Here is a 20,919-nt window from a genome sequence, read left to right on the forward strand (position 1 = left end):
TGATTTTTGGATGGAACTTAACCGATTTTGGCCGGTCTTTAGCTACTTCACAAAGGCCGCTTTTATGCAAAAGCGGCCTTTTTTTGTGGGCGCAGAAAAGTTTTGTATCAGGCCGACTTGGCCATGATCAACCCTGACTCACTCGCCGCTTCCAATCGGATCGCGATGAATTTCGACGTCGGCGTATGGCTGCCGTCCCCGGTGCTTTCCAGCGGCACCAGCGGATTCACCTCTGGATAGTAGGCAGCTGCCTGACCCGCCGGAATATCGAACGCCAGCAGCGTGAAGCCCTTCACCCGACGCTCACGGCCATCGTCCCACAGCGACACGATGTCAGCCTTCTGCCCCGGTTTGAAGCCCAGACGAATGATGTCCGCTTCGTTGGCAAACAGCACGTCACGCTGTCCCTTCACCCCGCGATAACGGTCGTCGAGACCATAGATCGTGGTGTTGTACTGATCGTGAGAGCGCATCGATTGCAGGATCAGGTCCGGCAGTTTGCCGGTGGCGCGGGTGCGTTCGTGGATCAGGTCTTTTGGCAGCATGTTCGGTTTGAAGTTGGCCCGCCCCGATGTGGTGTTCCACTTGCGCGCGCCGGCGCTGTTGCCGAGGTAGAAGCCGCCCGGGTTCTTGACCTTCTCGTTGAAATCCTTGAAGCCCGGGATGGTGTCGGCGATCAGTTCGCGGATGCGCCGGTAGTCGGCCACCAGCCAGTTCCAGTCCACCGGTTTGCTGCCCAGTGTGGCGGCGGCGATGCCGGCGATGATCGACGGCTCCGAGCGCATCTGGTTCGACAGCGGCTGCAACTGACCGTTGGAGGCGTGCACCATGCTGAACGAGTCTTCCACGGTGACGGCCTGCGGGCCTTCGGTCTGGATGTCGATGTCGGTACGGCCCAGGCACGGCAGGATCAATGCGTCCTTGCCGTGGGCGAGGTGGCTGCGGTTGAGCTTGGTGCTGATCTGCACGGTCAGGTCGCAGTTGCGCAGGGCCTGGAAGGTGCGCGGGCTGTCCGGCGTGGCCTGGGCGAAGTTGCCGCCCAGACCGATGAACACTTTGGCGCGGCCTTCGGCCATCGCGTGAATCGCTTCGACCACGTTGTGCCCGTTGTGGCGCGGCACCTTGAACTGGAAGCGACGCTCCAGAGAATCGAGGAACGCCACCGGCGGACGCTCGTTGATGCCCATGGTGCGGTCGCCCTGCACGTTACTGTGACCGCGCACCGGACACAGACCGGCGCCGGGCTTGCCGATGTTGCCGCGCAGCAGCATCAGGTTGGCGATTTCCTGGATGGTCGGCACCGAGTGGCGGTGCTGGGTGATGCCCATCGCCCAGCACATGATCACGTTCTTGCCTTTGGCGTACATGCGCGCCGCTTGCTCGATCTCGACCAGGGGCAGGCCGGACTGCGCGACGATCTGCTCCCACGGCGTGTCATCGACGACACCGAGGTATTCCAGCACGTTGACGCTGTGTTCATTGAGGAAGTCGTGATCGAACACCGCCGGCGCACCGGCCTTTTGCGCATCGCGTTCCCACTGCAGCAGGAACTTGGCCATGCCGCGCAGCACCGCCATGTCGCCGCCCAATGCCGGGCGGAAGTAAGCGGTGTTGGTTGGCTTGTCGCCGTTGGTGAGCATTTCGATCGGGTGCTGCGGGTGCTGGAAACGTTCCAGGCCGCGCTCTTTCAGCGGGTTGATGCAGACCACCTGAGCACCGCGTTTCACCGCTTCGCGCAGCGGTTCAAGCATGCGTGGATGGTTGGTGCCGGGGTTCTGGCCCCAGACGAAAATCGCATCGGCGTGTTCGAAGTCGTCGAAGGTCACGGTGCCTTTGCCGACACCGACGCTTTGCGCGAGCGCTACGCCGCTGGCCTCGTGGCACATGTTCGAGCAGTCGGGGAAGTTGTTGGTGCCGAAAGCGCGAACGAACAGCTGATACAGATACGCCGCTTCGTTGCTGGCGCGCCCCGAGGTGTAGAACTCGGCCTGGTCCGGGCTCGACAACGCTTGCAGGTGTTTGCCGATCAGCGCGTACGCATCGTCCCAGCTGATGGGCTTGTAGCGGTCGGTTTCGGCGTCATACACCACCGGCTCGGTCAGACGGCCCTGATATTCGAGCCAGTAGTCGCTCTGCTCCAGCAACGAGGTGACGCTGTGTTTGGCGAAGAACTTGCCATCGACTCGACGTTTGGTTGCTTCCCAGTTGACCGCTTTGGCGCCGTTCTCGCAGAACTTGACCATGCCGCTTTCCGGCGAATCGCCCCAGGCGCAGCCCGGGCAATCGAAGCCGCCGTTCTGGTTGGTCTTGAGCATCATGCGCAGGTTTTTCAGCGCGTTGTCGCTGGTCAACCAGGCCTGGGCCACGCTGATCAGTGCGCCCCAGCCGCCGGCTGGGCCCTTGTAGGGTTTGTAGCGCGGGACGGGTTTCTGGTCGGCTTGATGGTGTTGGCTCACGGGTGTTTCTCCATTTCTGGGCTATACACCCGCGGCGCATTTTTCTGCGGCAGGTGGATGAGATTGAGGTTGTGGCGACGGGCCCATTGAACGGCGAGGCCGGTGGGCGCGGACAGACTGACGAGGGTCTGGATCCCGGCGCGCAGGACTTTCTGGATCAATTCGAGACTGCAGCGGCTGGTGACAATCGCCAGGCCTCCGGTTGTGGATATCTTTTGCCGGATCAGGCCGCCGATCAGTTTGTCGAGAGCGTTGTGCCGGCCGATGTCTTCACGACCCAGCAGCAATTCACCGCTGGCATTCATGAACACCGCCGCGTGCACCGCGCCGCAATGCTGGCCGAGCGGCTGGAACGCGCCGATGCGCTGGCGCAGACCGTCGAGCCATTCGACCGGCGGCAAAGGCGCGCCGGGCAGGTCCTTGAGATCGGGTAACGCCTGTTCCACCGCCTCCACACCGCACAAACCGCAACCGCTGGTGCCGGCCAGTTGCCGACGTTGCTGCTTGAGGTTCCAGAAGGCGCGATTGGCGATAGTCACCTGGGCGTATTGCGCCGAGCCCGAACCGGTCAGTTGCAGGTCATAGATGTCTGAGGCGTCTTCGATGATGCCGCTGCCCAGGCTGAAGCCGACGATGAAGTCTTCGAGGTCGGTTGGCGTCACCAGCATCACGGCCTGGCTGATGCCGTTGTAGGCGATCGCCAAGGCGACTTCCTCGGCCAGCGCGGTGCTGGCCGACTCCGCCAGGGGCAGGTCGCTGTAGCTGTAGGTCTGACTGGCGGCGGGCGCGGGCGTTTCGAGTGCAGGCGCCGCGCAGGCCGGGCGCTTGGCGTTCATGGCATCACCGACGGATTGATCAACGTTAAGACTAGGCGCGGCAACTTGTCGCGTCTAATCGCTAGTGTCGATCTATCGATAGATGCTGTCGATCAAGCGGCCACTGGCGATTTCTGATACAGCGCGAAACAGGCCTCGGCAAGCGCCGAGCGCGGGGCACCGCGGCGCATGATCAGGCCCAGTCGGGCGAGGGTCTGAGCGTTTTCGATAGGTTGCAGCCGCAGGTGATCGGTGAGTCTTTCGAGACCGCCGTCCAGCGGCATGATCGCGCAGCAGAATCCGCCGTGCACAGCTTGTAACAATTGATGCACGGCGTCGGTCTGCAACAGTGGCTTTGGTGTCAGGCCCCGGCTGTGGAAGTTGTGGTCGATGGACTGGCGAAAGTGCATGCCGCTGGTGAGCATGCCCAGCGGCAGTTCGATCAGCGCCTGCCAGCTCAGCGGTGCCTCGCCGAAACTGAAGGAGCGCTGATCGTAGAGCAGGCCCATGCGGGTTTCGTCGAAGGCCAGGGATTCGAAACGTTCGTTATCGAGGCGGTCCAGATACGAGACGCCGATGTCTATCCGGTTGTCCGCCAGTTGTTCGAGGATCTGCTCGGAACTCAGTGCCGACAATTCGAAGCGCAGTTCCGGGTGTGCAGCGTGCAGGCGTTGCATCAACGGCAGCGGATCAAAACTCGACAGCGGCACCACCCCCAGGCGCAAGGTGCCGATCAGGTTGCCGCGACAGGCTGCCGCTTCCGCTTGCAAGCCGTCGTAAGCCGCCAGCACCGTACGGGCCCAGGCCAGCACTCGCTCGCCTGGCGCGGTGAAACCTTCGAAGCGCTGGCCGCGATTGACCAGCGGCAGATCGAGCTCTTCTTCGAGGCTGCGCAGGCGCATCGACAGGGTCGGCTGAGTGATGTGGCAGCGGGCGGCGGCCTGTCCGAAATGGCGGGTTTCGTCGAGGGCGATGAGGAATTTCAGCTGCTTGATGTCCATCTTCGCTCCGGGGCGCTGGCAAGGGTGGACGATTCTACCGCTTGCGCGGCGACAGGGTCATTGGTCGGTCTGGAACCGGGTTGGTTTGTGGTGGTCTAGGCTTGGGCGTCTGGAACTTAAATCAAGGAGTGTGCGCTATGAGTCTTTTGAGCTTTGTAAAAGAGGCCGGTGAGAAGCTGATCGACCTGCTGACCCCCGGCAACGCCAATGCCAGCGAGCAGTTGAAGGAACACATCAGCAAGGTCGGGTTGGGTAACCCGAATGTCCAGGCCACCGTGGACGGCGACAAGGTGACGGTCACCGGTGAAGTAGCGAGCCAGGAAGAGAAAGAGAAGATTCTGCTGGCCGTCGGCAATATCGAAGGCGTGGGCAGTGTCGATGACCAGATCACCGTCACCGGGCCGGTGGTGGCCGCCGCACGTTTTGTGGTGGTGAAAAAGGGCGACACCCTCAGCGCGATTTCCCTGGCGGTGTATGGCAACGCCAACCAGTACAACAAGATTTTCGAGGCCAACAAACCACTGCTCAAGGACGTGAACAAGATCTATCCGGGGCAGACGCTGCGTATTCCTGATTAACAACACACCTGCAGGAGCTGCTTCGGCAGCTCCTGCAACGTTCAGAGTCCGCTGATCAAATCCCGATAATCCTCGACCGCCGCAAATTCCGCCGTGTCCTTCGGCCCCTTGCGACTGTCCGGTTCCTTCACTGCCAACAGATGCGCCACCCCGAAATCCTGTGCACTGCGCAGGATCGGCAAGGTGTCGTCGATGAACAGGCTGCGCGCCGGGTCGAATCCGATATCGGCCTGCAAGGCGTCCCAGAACTGCGGATTTTCCTTGGGGAATCCGTAATCGTGAGAGCTGATCAGTCGCTCGAAGTACGGCGCCAGTTCAACCCGTTCCAGTTTCAGCGACAGTGAATCGCGGTGCGCGTTGGTGATCATCACCACGCGTTTGCCGGCCCGTTTGATTGCAGCCAGAAAAGTGTCGGCGTCGGGGCGCAGGGCGATCAGGTGGGCAGTTTCCAGCTTCAGCTCGCGCACCGACAGCTTCAATTCCGCGCTCCAGAAGTCCAGGCAATACCACTGCAATTGACCGGCATGGCGTTCGAACAACGGCTGCAATTCCATTTCCGCCATGGCCCGGCTCACACCATGCAGTTCGGCGTAGCGCTGCGGCAAGTGTTCCAGCCAGAAATGGTTGTCGAAGTGCAGATCCAGCAACGTGCCGTCCATGTCCAGCAGAACGGTATCGATGTCGGACCACGGTAATGAAGGCATGGCAACGTCTCGAACGGTAGAAAGATATCCGACGCAAACAATCGGAAAAGCCGCGTTATAGTAGCGCGTTCACGCCAAGGAGCTTTGCATGCGCCAGAAACCAACCGTACTCGCCCGGGAAATCGTCGCCACCAGCCGTCTGTTCTGCGTCGAAGAGCTGAAGCTGCGCTTTTCCAACGGTGTGGAGCGCACCTACGAGCGGCTGGTGGGCAAGGGCGCCGGTTATGGCGCGGTGATGATCGTGGCAATGCTCGATGCCGAGCACGCGGTGCTGGTCGAGGAATACTGCGGCGGTACCGACGAATATGAACTGTCCCTGCCCAAAGGGTTGATCGAACCGGGCGAAGACGTGCTGGCGGCGGCCGAGCGTGAACTCAAGGAAGAGGCCGGCTTTGGCGCACGACAGCTGGAGCACCTGACCGAGTTGTCGTTGTCCCCCGGTTACATGAGCCAGAAAATCCAGGTGGTGCTCGCCAGCGATCTGTATGAAGAGCGACTGGAAGGCGACGAGCCGGAGCCGATGCGAGTGGACAAGGTCAACCTGCGGGATCTCTCGGCGCTGGCGCAAAATCCGCAATTTTCCGAAGGTCGTGCCTTGGCGGCGTTGTACCTGGCCCGCGATCTGCTGACCCAGCGCGGCTTTTTCCAGTCATGAGTGAGATGTCGATGAATTTTCCCCATCCGATGATGGCGCCCGTGGTTGAACTGGCGTTGCGGGCCGGCGAGGCGATCCTGCCGTTCTGGCGCGCCGATGTGGCGGTGACCGCCAAGTCCGATGATTCGCCGGTAACCGCCGCGGATATCGCTGCACACCATGTGATCGTTGCCGGCCTGACCGCCCTGGATCCGAGCATCCCGGTGTTGTCCGAAGAAGACGCCAACATCCCGCAAAGCGTACGTGCCGAGTGGCAGCGCTGGTGGCTGGTGGATCCGCTCGATGGCACCAAGGAGTTCATCAGCGGCAGCGAAGAGTTCACCGTCAACATTGCCCTGATCGAAAATGGTCGGGTGGTCTTCGGCGTGGTATCGATGCCGACCAACGGGCGCTTCTACGTCGGCGGTGCCGGGATCGGTGCCTGGCGTGGTGATACAGGCGGCACGCCGGTGGCGATTCAGGTTCGTGACGTGCCAGGTCCTGGCGAAGCGTTCACTGTGGTTGCCAGCCGCCGTCATTCGAGCCCGGAGCAGGAACGCTTGCTGGCCGGTTTGAGCGCAAGCCTGGGCGAGTTGCAGCTGGCCAATATCGGCAGCTCCCTGAAGTTCTGTCTGCTGGCCGAAGGCGCGGCGGACTGCTATCCGCGACTGGCGCCGACGTCCCAGTGGGACACGGCGGCGGCGCAGGGCGTTCTGGAAGGCGCGGGCGGTGAGGTGCTGGACTTGAGCGGCGAAGCGTTCTGCTATCCGCCGAGAGAATCACTACTGAATGAGTTTTTCCTCGCGCTGCCGGCAAAAGCGGCGTGGCGCTCGAAGCTGTTGGAGCTGGCCCGTTCGTAAGAACACCTCCACATCTCAGCGGTGCAGGACGTACTGCCCGCTGAACGTCACCGCATCCTCATCGCTCCCCGCATTGACGACTCGCGTGTGCAGCGTCAATCGCGCCCGCCCGCAGCGCTGATACATCGCTATAAATTTTTTCCAAACGGCCGTACTTGGCGCCGGGCAGATGGCAGTGGCATCGCCAGTCACCGGCAGTGGATAACTGATCTGCCCTTCCTGAATCACGATGTGGCCGTCGGTGATGCCTTCTTCCTTCAAACGCAAATGCAGCCAGCCCCAACCGGCCAGCACCGCGCCGCAATACAGACTGCCGCCGAACATGGTGCTCTTGTGATTGACGTTGGCCTCCAGCGGCAAGTGCAGGCGCAGCTGCTGTTCGTGCCAGTCGAGCACCTTGAGGCCCATGTCCCGGGTCAGCGGGATGTCGTGATGGAGGACGGATTCCAGATAATGGCTGTCGTGCTTCATTCGGATTCGTCTCCATGGTTGCTGCTGTCGGCGAAATTCAGTCCGTGCTTGCGCAGTTTGTCGTGCAGGGTCTTGCGTGGGATGCCCAGGGCTTCGGCGAGGCTGCGCACCGAGCTGTGCGAGCGGGCCAGCTCGGCGGCGATCAATGACTTCTCGAAATGCTCCACCTGTTCACTGAGGCCACCGCTGGTGACCTCGATGGTCGCGCTGCCGCCGTCGGGCTGAGTGTTATCCAGCGCCAGTTCCAGGCCGAGGGCAAAACGCTCTGCCGCGTTCTGTAACTCCCGCACATTGCCCGGCCATGCGTGACGCAGCAGCAACGCCCGTTGTGCCGGTTGCAGTTCATGAGGTGGCAGACCGTGGCGAGCGCTGGCTTCATCGGCATAGTGCTGGAACAGCACGAGCGCGTCTTCGCCTCGTTCGCGCAGCGGCGGAATGCGCAGCGGCGCGACGTTGAGGCGGTAATACAAGTCCGCCCGGAACCGCCCCTGATCGGCGGCCTGGCGCAGGTCTTCCTTGGTCGCGGCGATGACGCGGATGTCCAGCGGGATCAACTGATTGCCGCCGAGGCGTTCGACGACTCGCTCCTGCAACATGCGCAGCAGTTTGACTTGCACATCCATGCTCATGCTTTCGATTTCATCGAGGAACAACGTGCCGCCATTGGCGAATTCGAACTTGCCGATCCGCCGTTTTTGCGCTCCAGTGAAGGCGCCGGGCTCATGACCGAACAACTCGCTCTCCACTACCGACTCAGCCAGTGCCCCGGCGTTGATCGCCACGAACGGGCCGTTACGCCGGCTCGACAGGTCGTGCAGGGCGCGGGCGACGACTTCCTTGCCGGCACCGGTTTCGCCGAGGATCAGGACGTCGGCCTTGGTCGCGGCCAGTGCGCCGATCTGCTCGCGCAGACGTGCCATAGGGGCCGAGTGGCCGACCAGTCGGGCGCTCAGTTCGTTGCGGTCGCTCAGGGCCATGCGCAGGCTGCGGTTGTCCAGCACCAGACGGCGCAGGGCCAGTGCGCGGCGTACGCTGTCGAGGAGTGCGTCGCTGGCGAACGGTTTTTCGAGGAAGTCGTAGGCGCCGGCGCGCATGGCCTGCACGGCCAGCGGTACGTCGCCATGGCCGGTGATCAGCAGCACGGGCAGCTCGGGATCCTGAGCGTGAAGTTCATGGAGCAACTCAAGACCATCCATGCCAGGCATACGAATGTCGCTGACTACCACGCCGGGCCAGTCACGCTCCAGTTGGGTGGCCAGACCCTTGGCTTCGGACAGCGGAAGGATTTTCAGGCCGGCCAGATCCAGCGTCTGGCCGAGGGCCTGACGCAGGTGCGGATCGTCGTCGATCAGCACCACCTGAATGCGGTTGTCGATGGTCATGCACTTCGATCCTCGGACGGTTGCAGGCTGACCCCGGGCGCGCCGGCGCGCAGCCGCAGGGTGATCAAGGCGCCACCTTGCTTGTGGTTGGCGAACGACAGCTCACCGCCGAAGGCGCGCATCAGGGTTTCGCAAATGGCCAACCCCAGACCAAGCCCCTGTGTGCGGGTCTTGGTGGTGTAAAACGGTTCGCTGGCGCGACCCAGCGCTTCCATGCAGAAACCCGGGCCGTTGTCGCGAATGTACAGATTGACGCCTTCGCCGGTGGATTCGGCACTCAGCCACAATTTGCGCGGCGGGCCTTTCTCGGTCAGGGCATCGAGGGCGTTGGCCAGCAGATTGCCGAGGACCTGGCGCAGACGGGTTTCCCCGGCCTCGACCCACAAGGTTGCGGCGGGCAGGTCGCGGATCAGCTCGACGTCCATGCTCCGGCGACGTTTGGCCAGCAGCGCCAACGCATCGTCCAGCGCCGGTTGCAGGGCTACGCTTTCCGGGGCGTGGCGATCGCGGCGGGCGAAAGCGCGCAGGTGGGCGATGATCGACGCCATGCGCCCGGTCAGTTCGCTGATCAGTTTGAGGTTGCCGCGGGCGTCGTCGGTGCGCTGATGGTCCAGCAGCACTTCGGCGTTTTCCGCGTAACTGCGGATCGCTGCCAGCGGTTGATTGAGTTCGTGGCTGATGCTCGCTGACATCGTCCCGAGCGCTGACAGTTTGCCAGCCTGCACCAGATCGTCCTGGGCCCGGACCAGTTCCTGCTGAGCCTGCTCGCGCTCCAGCACTTCCTGTTTCAGGCGTCGGTTGAGTCCTTCCAGATCGCTGGTCCGTTCGGCGACCCGACCTTCGAGTTCCCGCCGCGCCTTGGCTTCGAAAGCGATCCGTTCCAGGTAATGGCGACGGCGCTGCATCATCAGCCCGAGCAACAGCATGACCACCAGCAACGTGGCGCCGCCGACGGCCACCACGGTGCGCACCGGGCGGTCGATCAGGGTGCGCGGAGCAAGAATGCTGACGCTCCAGCCGGTTTCTTCGATGTCCCGGGTCTGGGTCAGCCAGGCGGTCGGGCTGAGGTTCAATGGGCGCGGTTCGCGGGTCGGATAGGGCTGGATCGCGGTGATTGCCGAGCGTTCGTCGCCACTCAATGGACGGGTCGAGCGGAAGCGCCATTCCGGACGCGACGTAAGGATGACCACGCCGTTGTGGTCGGTCACCAACAGTTGCTCCGGGGTTTTGCCCCACAGGCTTTCGGTGTGGTCGAGGTCGACCTTGATCACCAGCACGCCGATGATTTTTTCGCCATTGCGCACGGCCGCGGCGAAGAAGTAGCCGCGTTTGGCAGAGGTGGTGCCGAGGCCGAAGAAGCGGCCCAGGCGCCCGGCCATGGCTTCACTGAAATAAGGCCGGAACGAGAAATTGCGCCCGACGAAACTGTCGTGCTTGTCCCAGTTCGACGCCGCCAGCGTTCGGCCAGTGGTGTCCATCAGGTACATGACTTCGGCGCCGGTCTGGGAAGCGATGTTCTTCAGCAGGCGGTTGGCATTGCCTTGGGTGACACCATCGTCCGGTGCGCCGACGACCGCGCGCAGTGCCGGCAGGTCGCCGAGGATCTGTGGCAGCACTTCGTAACGATGCAGAGTGCCCAGCAGGTTGGCGACGTAGAGGTCGAGGGTCTGGCGGTTCTGGCCAGCCAGCTCACTGCGGTAGTAACGCTCGGCGAGATGCTCCAGCGGCCACAGCAGCGGGGCCAGGCACAGGGCCAGCAGGGCGAGGCTGCGCCAGCGGGGGCGGCGGGGAAGGGTCGGAGTCATGAGCATCGAGCGCCTGTGGATACAGGCGCATTATGCCTAGGCTTGCCGTCGCAGTCTGCGCACCCGTTGTCGGATGCGCAGTGGCGCTGAAGTTTCACACAGGCATTCAGGAAAAGACGTCAGCGTCCTTGAAGAGTGTTCCAGCCTGGTCCTTGATCGACAGTTTTGGTTCTTCGTCCAACTGCCAGTCGATGCCCAGATCCGGGTCGTCCCAGCAAATGCAGCGTTCGGCCGAAGGGGTGTAATAGTCAGTGGTCTTGTAGAGAAATTCAGCGAATTCGCTCAGTACCACAAAGCCATGGGCAAAGCCTTCAGGTACCCACATTTGACGATGGTTGTCGGCCGACAAGCGCACGGAGACCCACTGGCCGAAGTGCGGCGAGCTGCGCCGGATATCGACGGCTACGTCGAGCACTTCACCGGCAGTGACGCGAACCAGTTTGCCCTGGGTGTTATCCAGTTGGTAATGCAAACCGCGCAAGACGCCTTTCTGCGAGCGGGAATGGTTGTCCTGGACAAATTGAGGGCTAAGGCCGGTCGCTTCCTGAAAAACCCTGGCGTTGAAGCTTTCGTAAAAGAAGCCGCGCTCGTCACCAAATACCTTGGGTTCGATGATCAGAACGCCGGGCAGGTCGGTGGTGATTACATTCATGAATTTTTCCATTGGCTGGTACGGATGGCCGACATTCTTGCGCAAAGTGCCGGAGGGTACGAGAGCAGACTTGCAAAAAACCTTGCCTCCCAAGACTCGGGGGGACGGATGGTCGGGGGTTGCTTATCGCCTTAAGCAGTGGCGATATAGGCGCCTAATAAAATTTCAGGGGTCGTTCCATGTCGTTCGCCACGTTGATTCATCGCGCCAGTCTGCCAGGTCCACAGGTCACCGCGGAGCAGGCGTTGCAGGTTCTGGCGCAGCATTACGGGCTGAACGGCACGTTGCAGGCACTGGGCAGCCAGCAGGACCTCAACTATCGCGTGGACAGCGAGCGCGGGCGATTCGTGCTGAAGATCTGCCGCGGTGATTATTCGCTGGTGGAGTTGCAGGCCCAGCACGCGGGTCTGAAATATCTTGCCGAACATTGCGATGTCACCGTTCCCCGGGTCATCTCGGCCAATGACGGCCAGGACCTGTTGTCGCTGGAGATCGGCGGTGAAGCTGTGCATGTGCGGCTGCTCGACTACATCGAAGGTCAGCCACTGACCGCGCTCGATCATCTTGGTCACGAAGTCGTCGCCGGATTCGGCAGGCTCTGCGGTGAAATGGACCTGGCCCTGGCCGGGTTCGACCATCCGGGACTCGAGCGCACGTTGCAGTGGGACGCGCGCCACGCCAGCGCACTGATCGAGCATCTGCTCCCGGTGATCGCGGATCAGCACCAGCGCGCATTGATCGCCAACGCTGCGGAGCAGGCTGGGCGCCGTCTGCAACCGTTGCTGGAAAAGCTACCAGTGCAGGCGATCCACATGGACATCACCGACGACAACGCGGTCTGGCAGCGTGATACCCGCCGGCACTGGCAGTTGCAGGGTGTGATCGATTTCGGTGATCTGGTCCGTACCTGGCGCATCACTGATCTGTCGGTCACCTGTGCCGCGTTGCTGCATCACGCCGGGGGCGATCCGTTCGTGATCCTGCCGGCAGTGCAGGCCTATCACGCGGTCAATCCGTTGCAACACGAAGAATTGCAGGCGCTGTGGCCGCTGATCGTGGCGCGGGCGGCGGTGCTGGTGCTCAGTGGCGAGCAACAGGTCAGCATCGATCCGGGTAACACCTACAGCCGTGACAACCTCACCCATGAATGGGAAATCTTCCGGGTCGCCACGTCGGTGCCGCTGGCGCTGATGGAGGCGGCGATCCTCTCGGCGGTCGGGCAGACGTTGCCGGCTATCGATAGTGAAGGCTTCGCGCCGTTGTTGCCCGGCCTGGTCGGGCGCGAATTCGCGTTGATCGATCTGGGTGTGTTGAGCGCGCACTTCGAGGCAGGCAACTGGGAACAGCCGGGCATTGATCAACGTTTGTTGAACGAGGCAGCCGCGATTCACGGTCTGGCCGCCAGTCGATACGGGCAATACCGTCTGTCCCGCACCCGGCCGGACAGCGCCGAGGAACCGGAGACGTTCCCGCTGCACGTTGAGTTGCGCGTACCTCAGGGTACGGTGGTAGAAGCGCCGTTTGCTGGCGTTCTGCACCTGTCGGCTGACGGTGCGCTGCGACTCGACGGCCCTCAACTGAGCGTGCGCCTGTGGGGCGTGACGCCGTCGCTGCACAGCGGCGCGGCGCTGGTCAAAGGCCAGGTGTTGGGGTCGGTGGACGGTCCGTTGATTGTGCAACTGATTCGCGATGCGCACCTGGAGGCACCGCTGTTCTGCACGCCGACCCGCGCACCGGCGTGGCAGGTGCTGTCACCATCGCCGGCAGCACTGCTGGGCCTGGCCTGCGACGCCGAGCCGGAACTGGATGCGCAAACCCTGCTGGCGCGTCGTGACGCCAGTTTCGCCCGCACTCAAAAACACTATTACGTCGACCCGCCGCGGATCGAACGCGGCTGGCGCAATCACCTGATCGACATGCAGGGTCGCTCCTACCTCGACATGCTCAACAACGTCGCGGTACTCGGGCATGGCCATCCGCGCATGGCGGCGGTCGCGAGCCGGCAATGGTCACTGCTCAATACCAACTCGCGGTTCAACTATGCGGCGGTTGCCGAGTTTTCCGAACGCTTGCTGAAACTGGCCCCGGAAGGCATGGACCGGGTGTTCCTGGTCAACAGCGGCAGCGAGGCCAATGATCTGGCGATCCGTCTGGCCTGGGCCTACAGTGGCGGGCGCGACATGCTCAGTGTGCTGGAGGCCTATCACGGCTGGACGGTCGGCGCGGACGCGGTATCGACGTCGATTGCCGACAACCCGCGAGCCCTGAGCAGCCGTCCGGACTGGGTGCACCCGGTGACTGCGCCGAATATCTATCGTGGCGAATTCCGAGGCCTCGATTCGGCACCGGACTATGTGCGCAGCGTTGAACACAACCTGGCCAAAATCGACGAACAGAAACGGCAACTGGCCGGGTTCATTTGCGAGCCGGTCTACGGCAATGCGGGCGGGATCTCGCTGCCGCCGGGCTACCTGAAGAAAGTCTATGAACTGGTGCGTGCCCGGGGCGGCGTGTGCATCGCCGACGAGGTGCAGGTCGGTTACGGGCGCATGGGCCACTTCTTCTGGGGCTTCGAAGAGCAAGGCGTGGTGCCGGACATCATCACCATGGCCAAAGGCATGGGCAACGGTCAGCCCTTGGGCGCCGTGATCACCCGCCGGGAAATCGCCGAAGCGCTGGAAGCCGAAGGTTACTTCTTCTCGTCTGCCGGCGGCAGTCCGGTGAGCTGCCAGATCGGCATGGCGGTGCTCGATGTCATGGAAGAGGAAAAGCTCTGGGAAAATGCCCAGGTGGTTGGCGGGCACTTCAAGCAGCGGCTGGAAGCATTGATCGATAAACATCCGCTGGTCGGTGCGGTGCATGGCTCGGGGTTCTATCTGGGGGTCGAACTGATCCGCAATCGCCAGACCCTGGAGCCGGCGACCGAAGAAACCACGCTGTTGTGTGATCGCCTGCGAGAGCTGGGGATCTTCATGCAGCCGACCGGCGATGACCTGAACATCCTCAAGATCAAACCGCCGATGGTCACCTCGCGCCAGAGCGTGGATTTCTTTGTCGACATGCTGTCGAAGGTGCTCGAAGAAGGTCTCTGAGCCTGTGATAGTCCGATTAATACCGATTTCTATCGGTATTAATCGGTAAAAACAAAATCATGGATTTGTTTTTAGCTTTTAAAGTCGATATTTATCGTTTATAAAGTCGCCATCGTCCGTCGTCCAAACCTGTTCGGCGCGTTGAACAACCTCGACCGTTCCCTGGAGTCCTGATCGACATGACCACCTTGAAAAGTACCCCACGCGCCGATGGCTTCTACATGCCGGCCGAATGGGCGCCGCAAACCCAGACCTGGATGATCTGGCCCGAGCGTCCGGACAACTGGCGTCTGGGCGGCAAGCCGGCGCAGGCTGCTCACGCCGCCGTGGCCAAGGCCATCGCGCGTTTCGAACCGGTGACCGTTGCAGTGTCCGCCGGCCAGTACGAAAACGCTCGCGCTCGCCTCGACGTGCCGAATATCCGCGTGGTCGAGATGTCCAGCGATGACGCCTGGGTTCGCGACAGCGGCCCGACTTTCGTCATCAACAACAGTGGCGAAGTGCGCGGTGTGAACTGGGACTTCAATGCCTGGGGCGGTTTTGATGGCGGTCTGTATTCGCCGTGGAACCGCGATTCCCAGGTCGGCGGCAAGATCCTCGAGATCGAGCGCAGCCCGCGCTACCGCACCGAAGGCTTCGTGCTCGAAGGCGGTTCGATTCACGTCGACGGCGAAGGCACCCTGATCACCACGGAAGAATGCCTGCTCAACCGCAATCGCAACCCGCACCTGAACCGCGAAGAAATCGAAGCGGTACTGCGCGACAACCTGTCCGTGGACAAGATCATCTGGCTGCCGGATGGCTTGTTCAACGACGAAACCGACGGCCATGTTGATAACTTCTGCTGCTACGTGCGTCCGGGCGAAGTGCTGCTGGCGTGGACCGACGATCCGCAGGATCCGAACTACCCGCGCTGCCAGGCTGCGATGAAAGTGCTGCAAAGCAGCACCGACGCCAAGGGGCGCCCGTTCACGGTGCACAAGATGCCGATCCCGGGGCCGCTGTTTGCCACTGAAGAAGAATGCGCGGGCGTGGACCCGGTGGACGGCACCCAGGAGCGCAACCCAAGCGTGCGTCTGGCCGGTTCCTACGTGAACTTCCTTATCGTCAACGGCGGCATCATCGCACCGAGCTTCGACGATCCGATGGACGCCCCGGCCCGGGAGATCCTGCAGAACCTGTTCCCGCAACATGAAGTGGTGATGGTGCCGGGTCGTGAACTGTTACTGGGAGGCGGCAACATTCACTGCCTTACCCAACAGCAACCCGCGCCGCACAAAGAGTGAGTGCGGATGTAACAGCTTGAGTTGATTGAAAAATCGACCGGTCAGTCATTTGTTGCCCACGCTTGAAGAGAAACCCGCAGCCCGTCAGGACTGCGGGTTTCTTTATGTCCGCTGGTCGACAAATTCATTACGTTGGCATAGCTCTTGTATCGCTCATGACGCACTAGGGAGGGGGAAGAACTTCAACGGTTCTGTCATAAACCTTGGATAACTTAGCCGCTCATGAACGGGGAGAGAGCGCTGAAATGAACGCCGAAGTGAACGTAATCAGCGAGCGGACGTTGCATCCCATGGCTGTAAATAGTGAGTCGCTCCAGATTGTCGCGCACTGGTTGAAGTCCAATGGAACGCGTCAGATCAGAGAGCCTGATCCGCGCCGGATGATGATCGAGCGTTACCCCGCTGGCCTGTTCAGCGAGGCCGAACTGGATGCACTTTGGGATGTGATGGAAGGATAAGAAGAACAAACAAGGATTGTAAAAAGCGCTGCCGGGATGGCAGCGCTTTTTTTATGGGCGCGAATCAGAAGCTGTAGGTGCCTGTCATGACCAGGCTGCGCGGCGCGCCCGGCTGGATCTGGAAGGCACTGGTGGCCGAGGCGTAATACTCGCGGTCGGTAATGTTGTTCAGTGCTGCACGCAGATCCCAGTCCTTGTGCCGGTAGCCGACCAGTGCGTCCCAGCGACCATAACCCGGTAACACGGTGGTGTTGGCGTTGTCGGCGTAACGCTGGCCGACCAGGGTCAGGCCGGTTTCACCGTACCATCCCATCTCCGGTTTCCAGGTCAGGAACAGACTGCCGTTGTGCTTGGCCACGTTGTTGACGCGCTTGCCTTCCAGGCCGTTGTTGTCCTTCTCGATGGTTGCGTCCTGCACGCCGACGCCACCGCGCACGTACCAGTTGCCGACGATCTTGCCGGTGCCGGTCAGTTCGATCCCGCGTGACCGTTGCAAGCCGCTGAGTACGGTCAGGGTCGGGTCGTTCGGATCAGTGGTGCGACGGTTGTAGAGTTCCAGCTCATAGACGGCGAGGGTGGTGCTCAGGCGATCGTCGAGCCAGTCGCTCTTGACCCCGATTTCCTTCTGCTTGGTCAGCTCCGGGCTCAGGTCGTTGGTGTTGCCGGTCGCACCCGGGGTGATGCCGATCAGACCGCCGCCGACCGGCGAGAAGGTCTTGGTCCACGAAGCGTAGAACGAGTGGTTCTGCAACGGCGTCCAGACCACGCCGAAACGTGGGCTGGTGCTGTGGCTGTCACGGTCTTCGGAAATGTTGCGCAGCTTGTTGGTCGACTCGATGTCGAAGGTGTCGTAGCGCAGGCCGGCCAGCAGTTGCCATTGATCGTTCAGGCGCAGTTGATCCTGAACGTAGATCGCGCGGCTTTCGACTTCGGTGTGGCTGCTGCTCGACACCTGCATGCGCCCGGTGTGGCGCTGGCTGCGATCCGGGTTGTATAGATCCAGCGACGGCACTGGCTGAGTGCCCCGGCCGGTGGCCGCGTTGTACAGCGTCGGGTCGCGGCGCTGGCTGCCGGTTTCGATCCCGGTCAGCAAGCGATGCTCGAGGCCGAAGGTGTCGAATCCACCTTCCAGCTCGACGTTGTTGTAGACGTTGCGGGTGGTCAGATCCTGTTGCCAGTGCTGGCGGGTGACCTTGTTGGTTTTCGCGTCGAAGCCGGTGAGGTAGGTGTTGTCGAAATCGCTGTCGAGCTTGAACACACCGAGGGTGTGGCGCAGCTGCCAGTTGTCGTTGAGTTCATAGCTGAGTCGCGAGCGCAGGGACTGCGTTTTGTCGTCGATGAAATCGTGATCGTTACCGTAGGTCGTGTCCCGGCCGACATCCGCCGGACGTCCACCGACCCCGGGAATGCCGCGATCCGGCGTGCGGTTGTAGCGGCTGTATTCGTATTGCACCAGCCAGTTCAGGTCAGGCGTGAGCTGCCAGCTCATCGACGGTGCGAACAGTTTGCGGTTGCCGCTGACGCCGTCGCGGAAGCTGTTCTCGTCCATGTTGCCCATGTTCAGGCGCAGGCTGATGTTCTCGCTTGGGTCGGCGCTGAGGTCAGCGTACAGGCTGCGCAGATCTTCACTGCCACCCTGGGCCTCGACGGTCGAGCGGCGGCCGAATTCGGGTGCCTTGCTCACACGGTTGACTATCCCGCCCTGGCTCCCACGGCCGTACAGCACGGCCGCGGGGCCCTTGAGCACTTCGACACGTTCGATGTTGTGCAGGTCGCGCTTGTACTGGCTGTCGTCGCGGATGCCGTCCAGATAGAAATCGTTGCTGGCATCGAAACCCCGGATGCGCAGGCTGTCGAAGCGCGTGTCGCCTCCACCGCTGACGTTGGGAATCCCGCTCAGGGCATCTTCGATGTCGTTGATGCCGTAATCCGCGACATTGGTGGTCTTGATCGAATCGATCGCCTGCGGCACGTAGCGCACGGGGGTGGACGTGCGGGTCGCGGTGTTGCTGACTTTTACGCGTGGGTCGTCGGCTTGCGTTTCGGCACTGATCGAAGTAGCGGGAAGCTCGGTCGCGGAGTAAGCGAAACCGGAGGACAAAAAGGCGGAAAGCCCAAGCGTGACGGGCGTGAGACGGAACGGGGCAGGCATTGAAAAACGCATCCGAAAGGGTGGAAGAATTCGAGTGCGCGAATGGCAATGCTTTGCATTTGCTTCCGTTAATTATTCTGGAAAAGTTCCGTGAGTTGATTGTGTCAATTTGTTTCCAGCCTGTTTCAAGATTGTCACGAGATTCGCAACAAGGGCATTCGACCGATTGCTGAAACAGACTGAAAGCCATTCCGGCGTTTTTCTGCAACGGCCGAGGGACTAACGTGGCTGCCATCGATTTCCCGGAGTTTTCAGATGGCCCTTCACTACATTTACGACCCTCTGTGCGGCTGGTGCTATGGCGCAAAACCGCTGGTACAAGCCGCACAGCAAGTGCTGCCGGTGATCGCCCACGCGGGCGGCATGATGACCGGCGCCAACCGTCAGAGTGTTTCACCGCAACTGCGCAATTACGTGATGCCTCACGACCGACGCATTGCTGAATACACTGGACAGCCGTTTGGCGAAGCCTATTTCGAAGGCCTGTTGCGTGATCACACGGCGGTTTTTGATTCCGCGCCGCCGATTGCCGCTGTCATGGCGGCAGAAAGCATTGATGGGCGTGGTCTGGAACTGCTGGGTCGTTTGCAAACCGCACACTATGTAGAAGGCCGACAAATTGCCGATGACGCCGTGCTCGTGGAGTGCGCGGTAGAGATGGGCTACGAGGCGGACACGTTCCTTAAAACCCTCAAAGCGACTGACACCGGTCAACACATAAAGAACAGCCGCGCATTGTTGGCGAAACTCGGTGGCCAAGGCTTTCCAACTTTCGCACTGGAACAGGACGGGCAGTTCACCCTGATCGATATCGGCCCGTGGCTCGGCAAACCGCAGGCCTTTGCACAATGGTTGAGCGAGTCGATTCCGTCGGCTCCAGCGACACAAGTCTTGCCGGTCTGTGGCCTCGATGGTTGTGCGTGACCGGGCATCAAATCCCTGATTACAGGCATTTCCCCGCACGTAGCTTTCGAAAAATTTACTTTTATTAGACGATTTTTGCCTATTTAAAGACGATTCTTGAAATTGACACATTGTTCAGGGCGCGGCTACGATTCGGCCACAACGCCTGTGGCTAACCGCCATGACTCAAAATCAGGAGCAGGCCCGCCATGACAGTGTCTTGAGCGGGCCTTTTTGTTTCGGGGTGAATAAAAGAGTGCATCAAGCGCCGTTTCAGCCGTTCGACACAGCGCGTTTCAACCCGTAATAAGGAAAACAAAATGTTGAACAAGCGGATCAGTCTGATCGCATTGGGGATGTTGAGCGCCACTCAGGCCATGGCTAACGACCAGGCAGAGTCCAAGGGTTTTGTTGAAGACAGCAGCCTCAAAGTGCTGCTGCGCAATGCCTACATCAATCGTGACTACAAAGACGGCAACAAGGACAAATCCGAGTGGGGCCAGGCGGCCATCGGTACGTTCTCGTCCGGTTTCACCCAGGGCACCGTCGGTGTCGGTGTGGACGCATTCGGCCTGTACGCCCTGAACCTGGAGCGCAGCGAAGATCGCAGCGGTGCCCAGGGTATCGACTTCTTCAAGAAAGGCGACAGCGGCCACCCGGCCAACGACCTGTCCAAGGGCGGCGCAGCGGTGAAGTTCCGCCTGTCCAACACCACCCTGACTTACGGTGACCAGATGCCGGCCCTGCCGGTGCTGAACTACGACAACTCGCGTCTGCTGCCGGAAAGCTACACCGGTACCTTGATCACTTCCAAAGAGATCAAAGGCCTGCAACTGGATGCCGGTCGTTTCACCGCCGAATCGCGTAAAAGCGCTGAAGGCCGTGACAGCGGTGGTCTGAAGTCGATCAACGTGTTGGGCGGTAGCTACCAGTTCACCGAACAGTTCAAGGCTGCGCTGTACGCTTCCGACGTCGAAGACGTGCTGAAGAAGCAATACGTGAACGCCAACTACGTGTTCCCGATCGACAAGGATCAGTCCCTGACCCTGGACTTCAACGGTTACCGCACCAAGCTGGACAACTCCTATGTCCGCGAAAACGGTGTGACCGGCGACGACAACAAGATCTGGAGCCTGGCAGCGACCTTCGCTACCGGCCCGCACTCGTTCACCGTGGCGCACCAGCGCTCCACTGGCGACAGCAACCTGGGTTACGCCTATGGTGGCTACCAGAAAGGTCAGGGGCGCGTGGGTGACGGTGGCAACACCATCTACCTGGCCAACTCCTACTGGTCGGACTTCAACGCTGAAGACGAGCGTAGCTGGCAGCTGGGCTATGGCCTGGACTTCGGCGCATTCGGCGTACCGGGTCTGAGCTACAACTTCGCGTACGTACGTGGCGACAACATCACCACGTCCACCAGCGAAGGCGGCACCGAGCGTGAAATCTTCAACCAGTTCAAGTACGTCGTGCAAAGTGGCCCGGCCAAAGACCTGAGCGTAAAAGTGCGTAGCTCGATCCTGCGTGTTTCGCAGAAATCCAGCGAGTACAACGTCAGCGGCAACGAGCTGCGTGTGTTCGTGGATTACCCGATCAACATCTTCTGATGATCGGTTGAACCCGCGAAAAGCGATAAAAAACCCCGACTGGTTCGGGGTTTTTTTTTGACG

The 20,919-nt window shown here is 61.2% G+C and carries 17 protein-coding genes; 8 read left to right on the forward strand and 9 right to left on the reverse strand.

Annotation, left to right across the window (positions count from 1 at the left end; genetic code table 11):
* Positions 1-107: 107 nt before the first annotated feature.
* From NH234_RS02315 to NH234_RS02325, 3 genes are all read right to left on the reverse strand, one after another.
* Positions 108-2,456 carry an FdhF/YdeP family oxidoreductase gene (locus NH234_RS02315; protein WP_085733320.1) on the reverse strand — a complete coding sequence of 783 codons (2,349 nt, stop codon included), beginning with the start codon at positions 2,454-2,456 and terminating at the stop codon, positions 108-110.
* Positions 2,453-3,292 (reverse strand): formate dehydrogenase accessory sulfurtransferase FdhD, encoded by an 840-nt coding sequence (gene fdhD / locus NH234_RS02320; RefSeq protein WP_367255555.1) that lies wholly within the window; start codon positions 3,290-3,292, stop codon positions 2,453-2,455. The genes NH234_RS02315 and fdhD overlap by 4 nt, the downstream gene beginning before the upstream one ends.
* A 92-nt stretch (positions 3,293-3,384) precedes the next feature.
* Positions 3,385-4,272: a LysR family transcriptional regulator gene (locus NH234_RS02325; protein WP_085733318.1), complete on the reverse strand. Its 888-nt coding sequence runs from the start codon at positions 4,270-4,272 to the stop codon at positions 3,385-3,387.
* 137 nt (positions 4,273-4,409) lie between these two features.
* Here NH234_RS02325 and lysM point away from each other — a divergent pair, with 137 nt between their 5' ends.
* On the forward strand, positions 4,410-4,850 hold the full coding sequence (gene lysM / locus NH234_RS02330) for a peptidoglycan-binding protein LysM (RefSeq protein ID WP_085733317.1): 441 nt from the start codon (positions 4,410-4,412) through the stop codon (positions 4,848-4,850).
* Between the two features lie 41 nt (positions 4,851-4,891).
* On the opposite strand, the gene yrfG is transcribed toward lysM, so the two are convergent.
* A complete protein-coding gene (yrfG, locus tag NH234_RS02335) occupies positions 4,892-5,554 on the reverse strand; it encodes a GMP/IMP nucleotidase (protein WP_085733316.1) in 663 nt (220 codons plus the stop codon).
* 88 nt (positions 5,555-5,642) lie between these two features.
* On the opposite strand from yrfG, the gene nudE reads away from it, so the two are divergent.
* Entirely contained in the window at positions 5,643-6,209 is a 567-nt protein-coding gene (gene nudE, locus NH234_RS02340) for an ADP compounds hydrolase NudE (RefSeq protein ID WP_085733315.1), read from the forward strand.
* Positions 6,210-6,214: 5 nt separating this feature from the next.
* Positions 6,215-7,048: a 3'(2'),5'-bisphosphate nucleotidase CysQ gene (gene cysQ / locus NH234_RS02345; protein WP_085733314.1), complete on the forward strand. Its 834-nt coding sequence runs from the start codon at positions 6,215-6,217 to the stop codon at positions 7,046-7,048.
* Positions 7,049-7,063: 15 nt separating this feature from the next.
* On the opposite strand, the gene NH234_RS02350 is transcribed toward cysQ, so the two are convergent.
* The 4 genes from NH234_RS02350 to rfbC all read right to left on the reverse strand — a co-directional run bounded on the left by NH234_RS02350 (position 7,064) and on the right by rfbC (position 11,358).
* Positions 7,064-7,519, reverse strand: a complete 456-nt coding sequence (locus tag NH234_RS02350; RefSeq protein WP_367255556.1) for a YiiD C-terminal domain-containing protein — start codon at positions 7,517-7,519, stop codon at positions 7,064-7,066.
* Entirely contained in the window at positions 7,516-8,901 is a 1,386-nt protein-coding gene (locus tag NH234_RS02355; protein WP_085733312.1) for a sigma-54 dependent transcriptional regulator, read from the reverse strand. The genes NH234_RS02350 and NH234_RS02355 overlap by 4 nt, the downstream gene beginning before the upstream one ends.
* Positions 8,898-10,706, reverse strand: a complete 1,809-nt coding sequence (locus NH234_RS02360; protein ID WP_367255557.1) for an ATP-binding protein — start codon at positions 10,704-10,706, stop codon at positions 8,898-8,900. The genes NH234_RS02355 and NH234_RS02360 overlap by 4 nt, the downstream gene beginning before the upstream one ends.
* A 106-nt stretch (positions 10,707-10,812) precedes the next feature.
* Positions 10,813-11,358 carry a dTDP-4-dehydrorhamnose 3,5-epimerase gene (rfbC, locus tag NH234_RS02365; protein WP_085733310.1) on the reverse strand — a complete coding sequence of 182 codons (546 nt, stop codon included), beginning with the start codon at positions 11,356-11,358 and terminating at the stop codon, positions 10,813-10,815.
* A 179-nt stretch (positions 11,359-11,537) separates the two neighbouring features.
* Here rfbC and NH234_RS02370 point away from each other — a divergent pair, with 179 nt between their 5' ends.
* The 3 genes from NH234_RS02370 (at position 11,538) to NH234_RS02380 (ending at position 16,194) form a co-directional block, all read left to right on the forward strand.
* Positions 11,538-14,450 (forward strand): aminotransferase, encoded by a 2,913-nt coding sequence (locus NH234_RS02370; RefSeq protein ID WP_367255558.1) that lies wholly within the window; start codon positions 11,538-11,540, stop codon positions 14,448-14,450.
* A 179-nt stretch (positions 14,451-14,629) separates the two neighbouring features.
* Positions 14,630-15,736 carry an agmatine deiminase gene (gene aguA / locus NH234_RS02375; protein WP_085733308.1) on the forward strand — a complete coding sequence of 369 codons (1,107 nt, stop codon included), beginning with the start codon at positions 14,630-14,632 and terminating at the stop codon, positions 15,734-15,736.
* Between the two features lie 245 nt (positions 15,737-15,981).
* Positions 15,982-16,194 carry a hypothetical protein gene (locus tag NH234_RS02380; protein WP_065257771.1) on the forward strand — a complete coding sequence of 71 codons (213 nt, stop codon included), beginning with the start codon at positions 15,982-15,984 and terminating at the stop codon, positions 16,192-16,194.
* A gap of 64 nt (positions 16,195-16,258) precedes the next feature.
* On the opposite strand, the gene NH234_RS02385 is transcribed toward NH234_RS02380, so the two are convergent.
* Complete coding sequence (locus NH234_RS02385) at positions 16,259-18,346, reverse strand: TonB-dependent receptor (RefSeq protein ID WP_367255559.1); 2,088 nt, start codon at positions 18,344-18,346, stop codon at positions 16,259-16,261.
* A 255-nt stretch (positions 18,347-18,601) separates the two neighbouring features.
* Here NH234_RS02385 and NH234_RS02390 point away from each other — a divergent pair, with 255 nt between their 5' ends.
* Positions 18,602-19,270, forward strand: coding sequence for a DsbA family protein (locus NH234_RS02390; RefSeq protein WP_367255560.1), 669 nt, complete (start codon positions 18,602-18,604; stop codon positions 19,268-19,270).
* Between the two features lie 299 nt (positions 19,271-19,569).
* Positions 19,570-20,856 carry an OprD family porin gene (locus NH234_RS02395; protein ID WP_367255561.1) on the forward strand — a complete coding sequence of 429 codons (1,287 nt, stop codon included), beginning with the start codon at positions 19,570-19,572 and terminating at the stop codon, positions 20,854-20,856.
* Positions 20,857-20,919: the final 63 nt, after the last annotated feature.

Source organism: Pseudomonas sp. stari2, assembly GCF_040760005.1.
Classification (GTDB): Bacteria; Pseudomonadota; Gammaproteobacteria; order Pseudomonadales; family Pseudomonadaceae; genus Aquipseudomonas.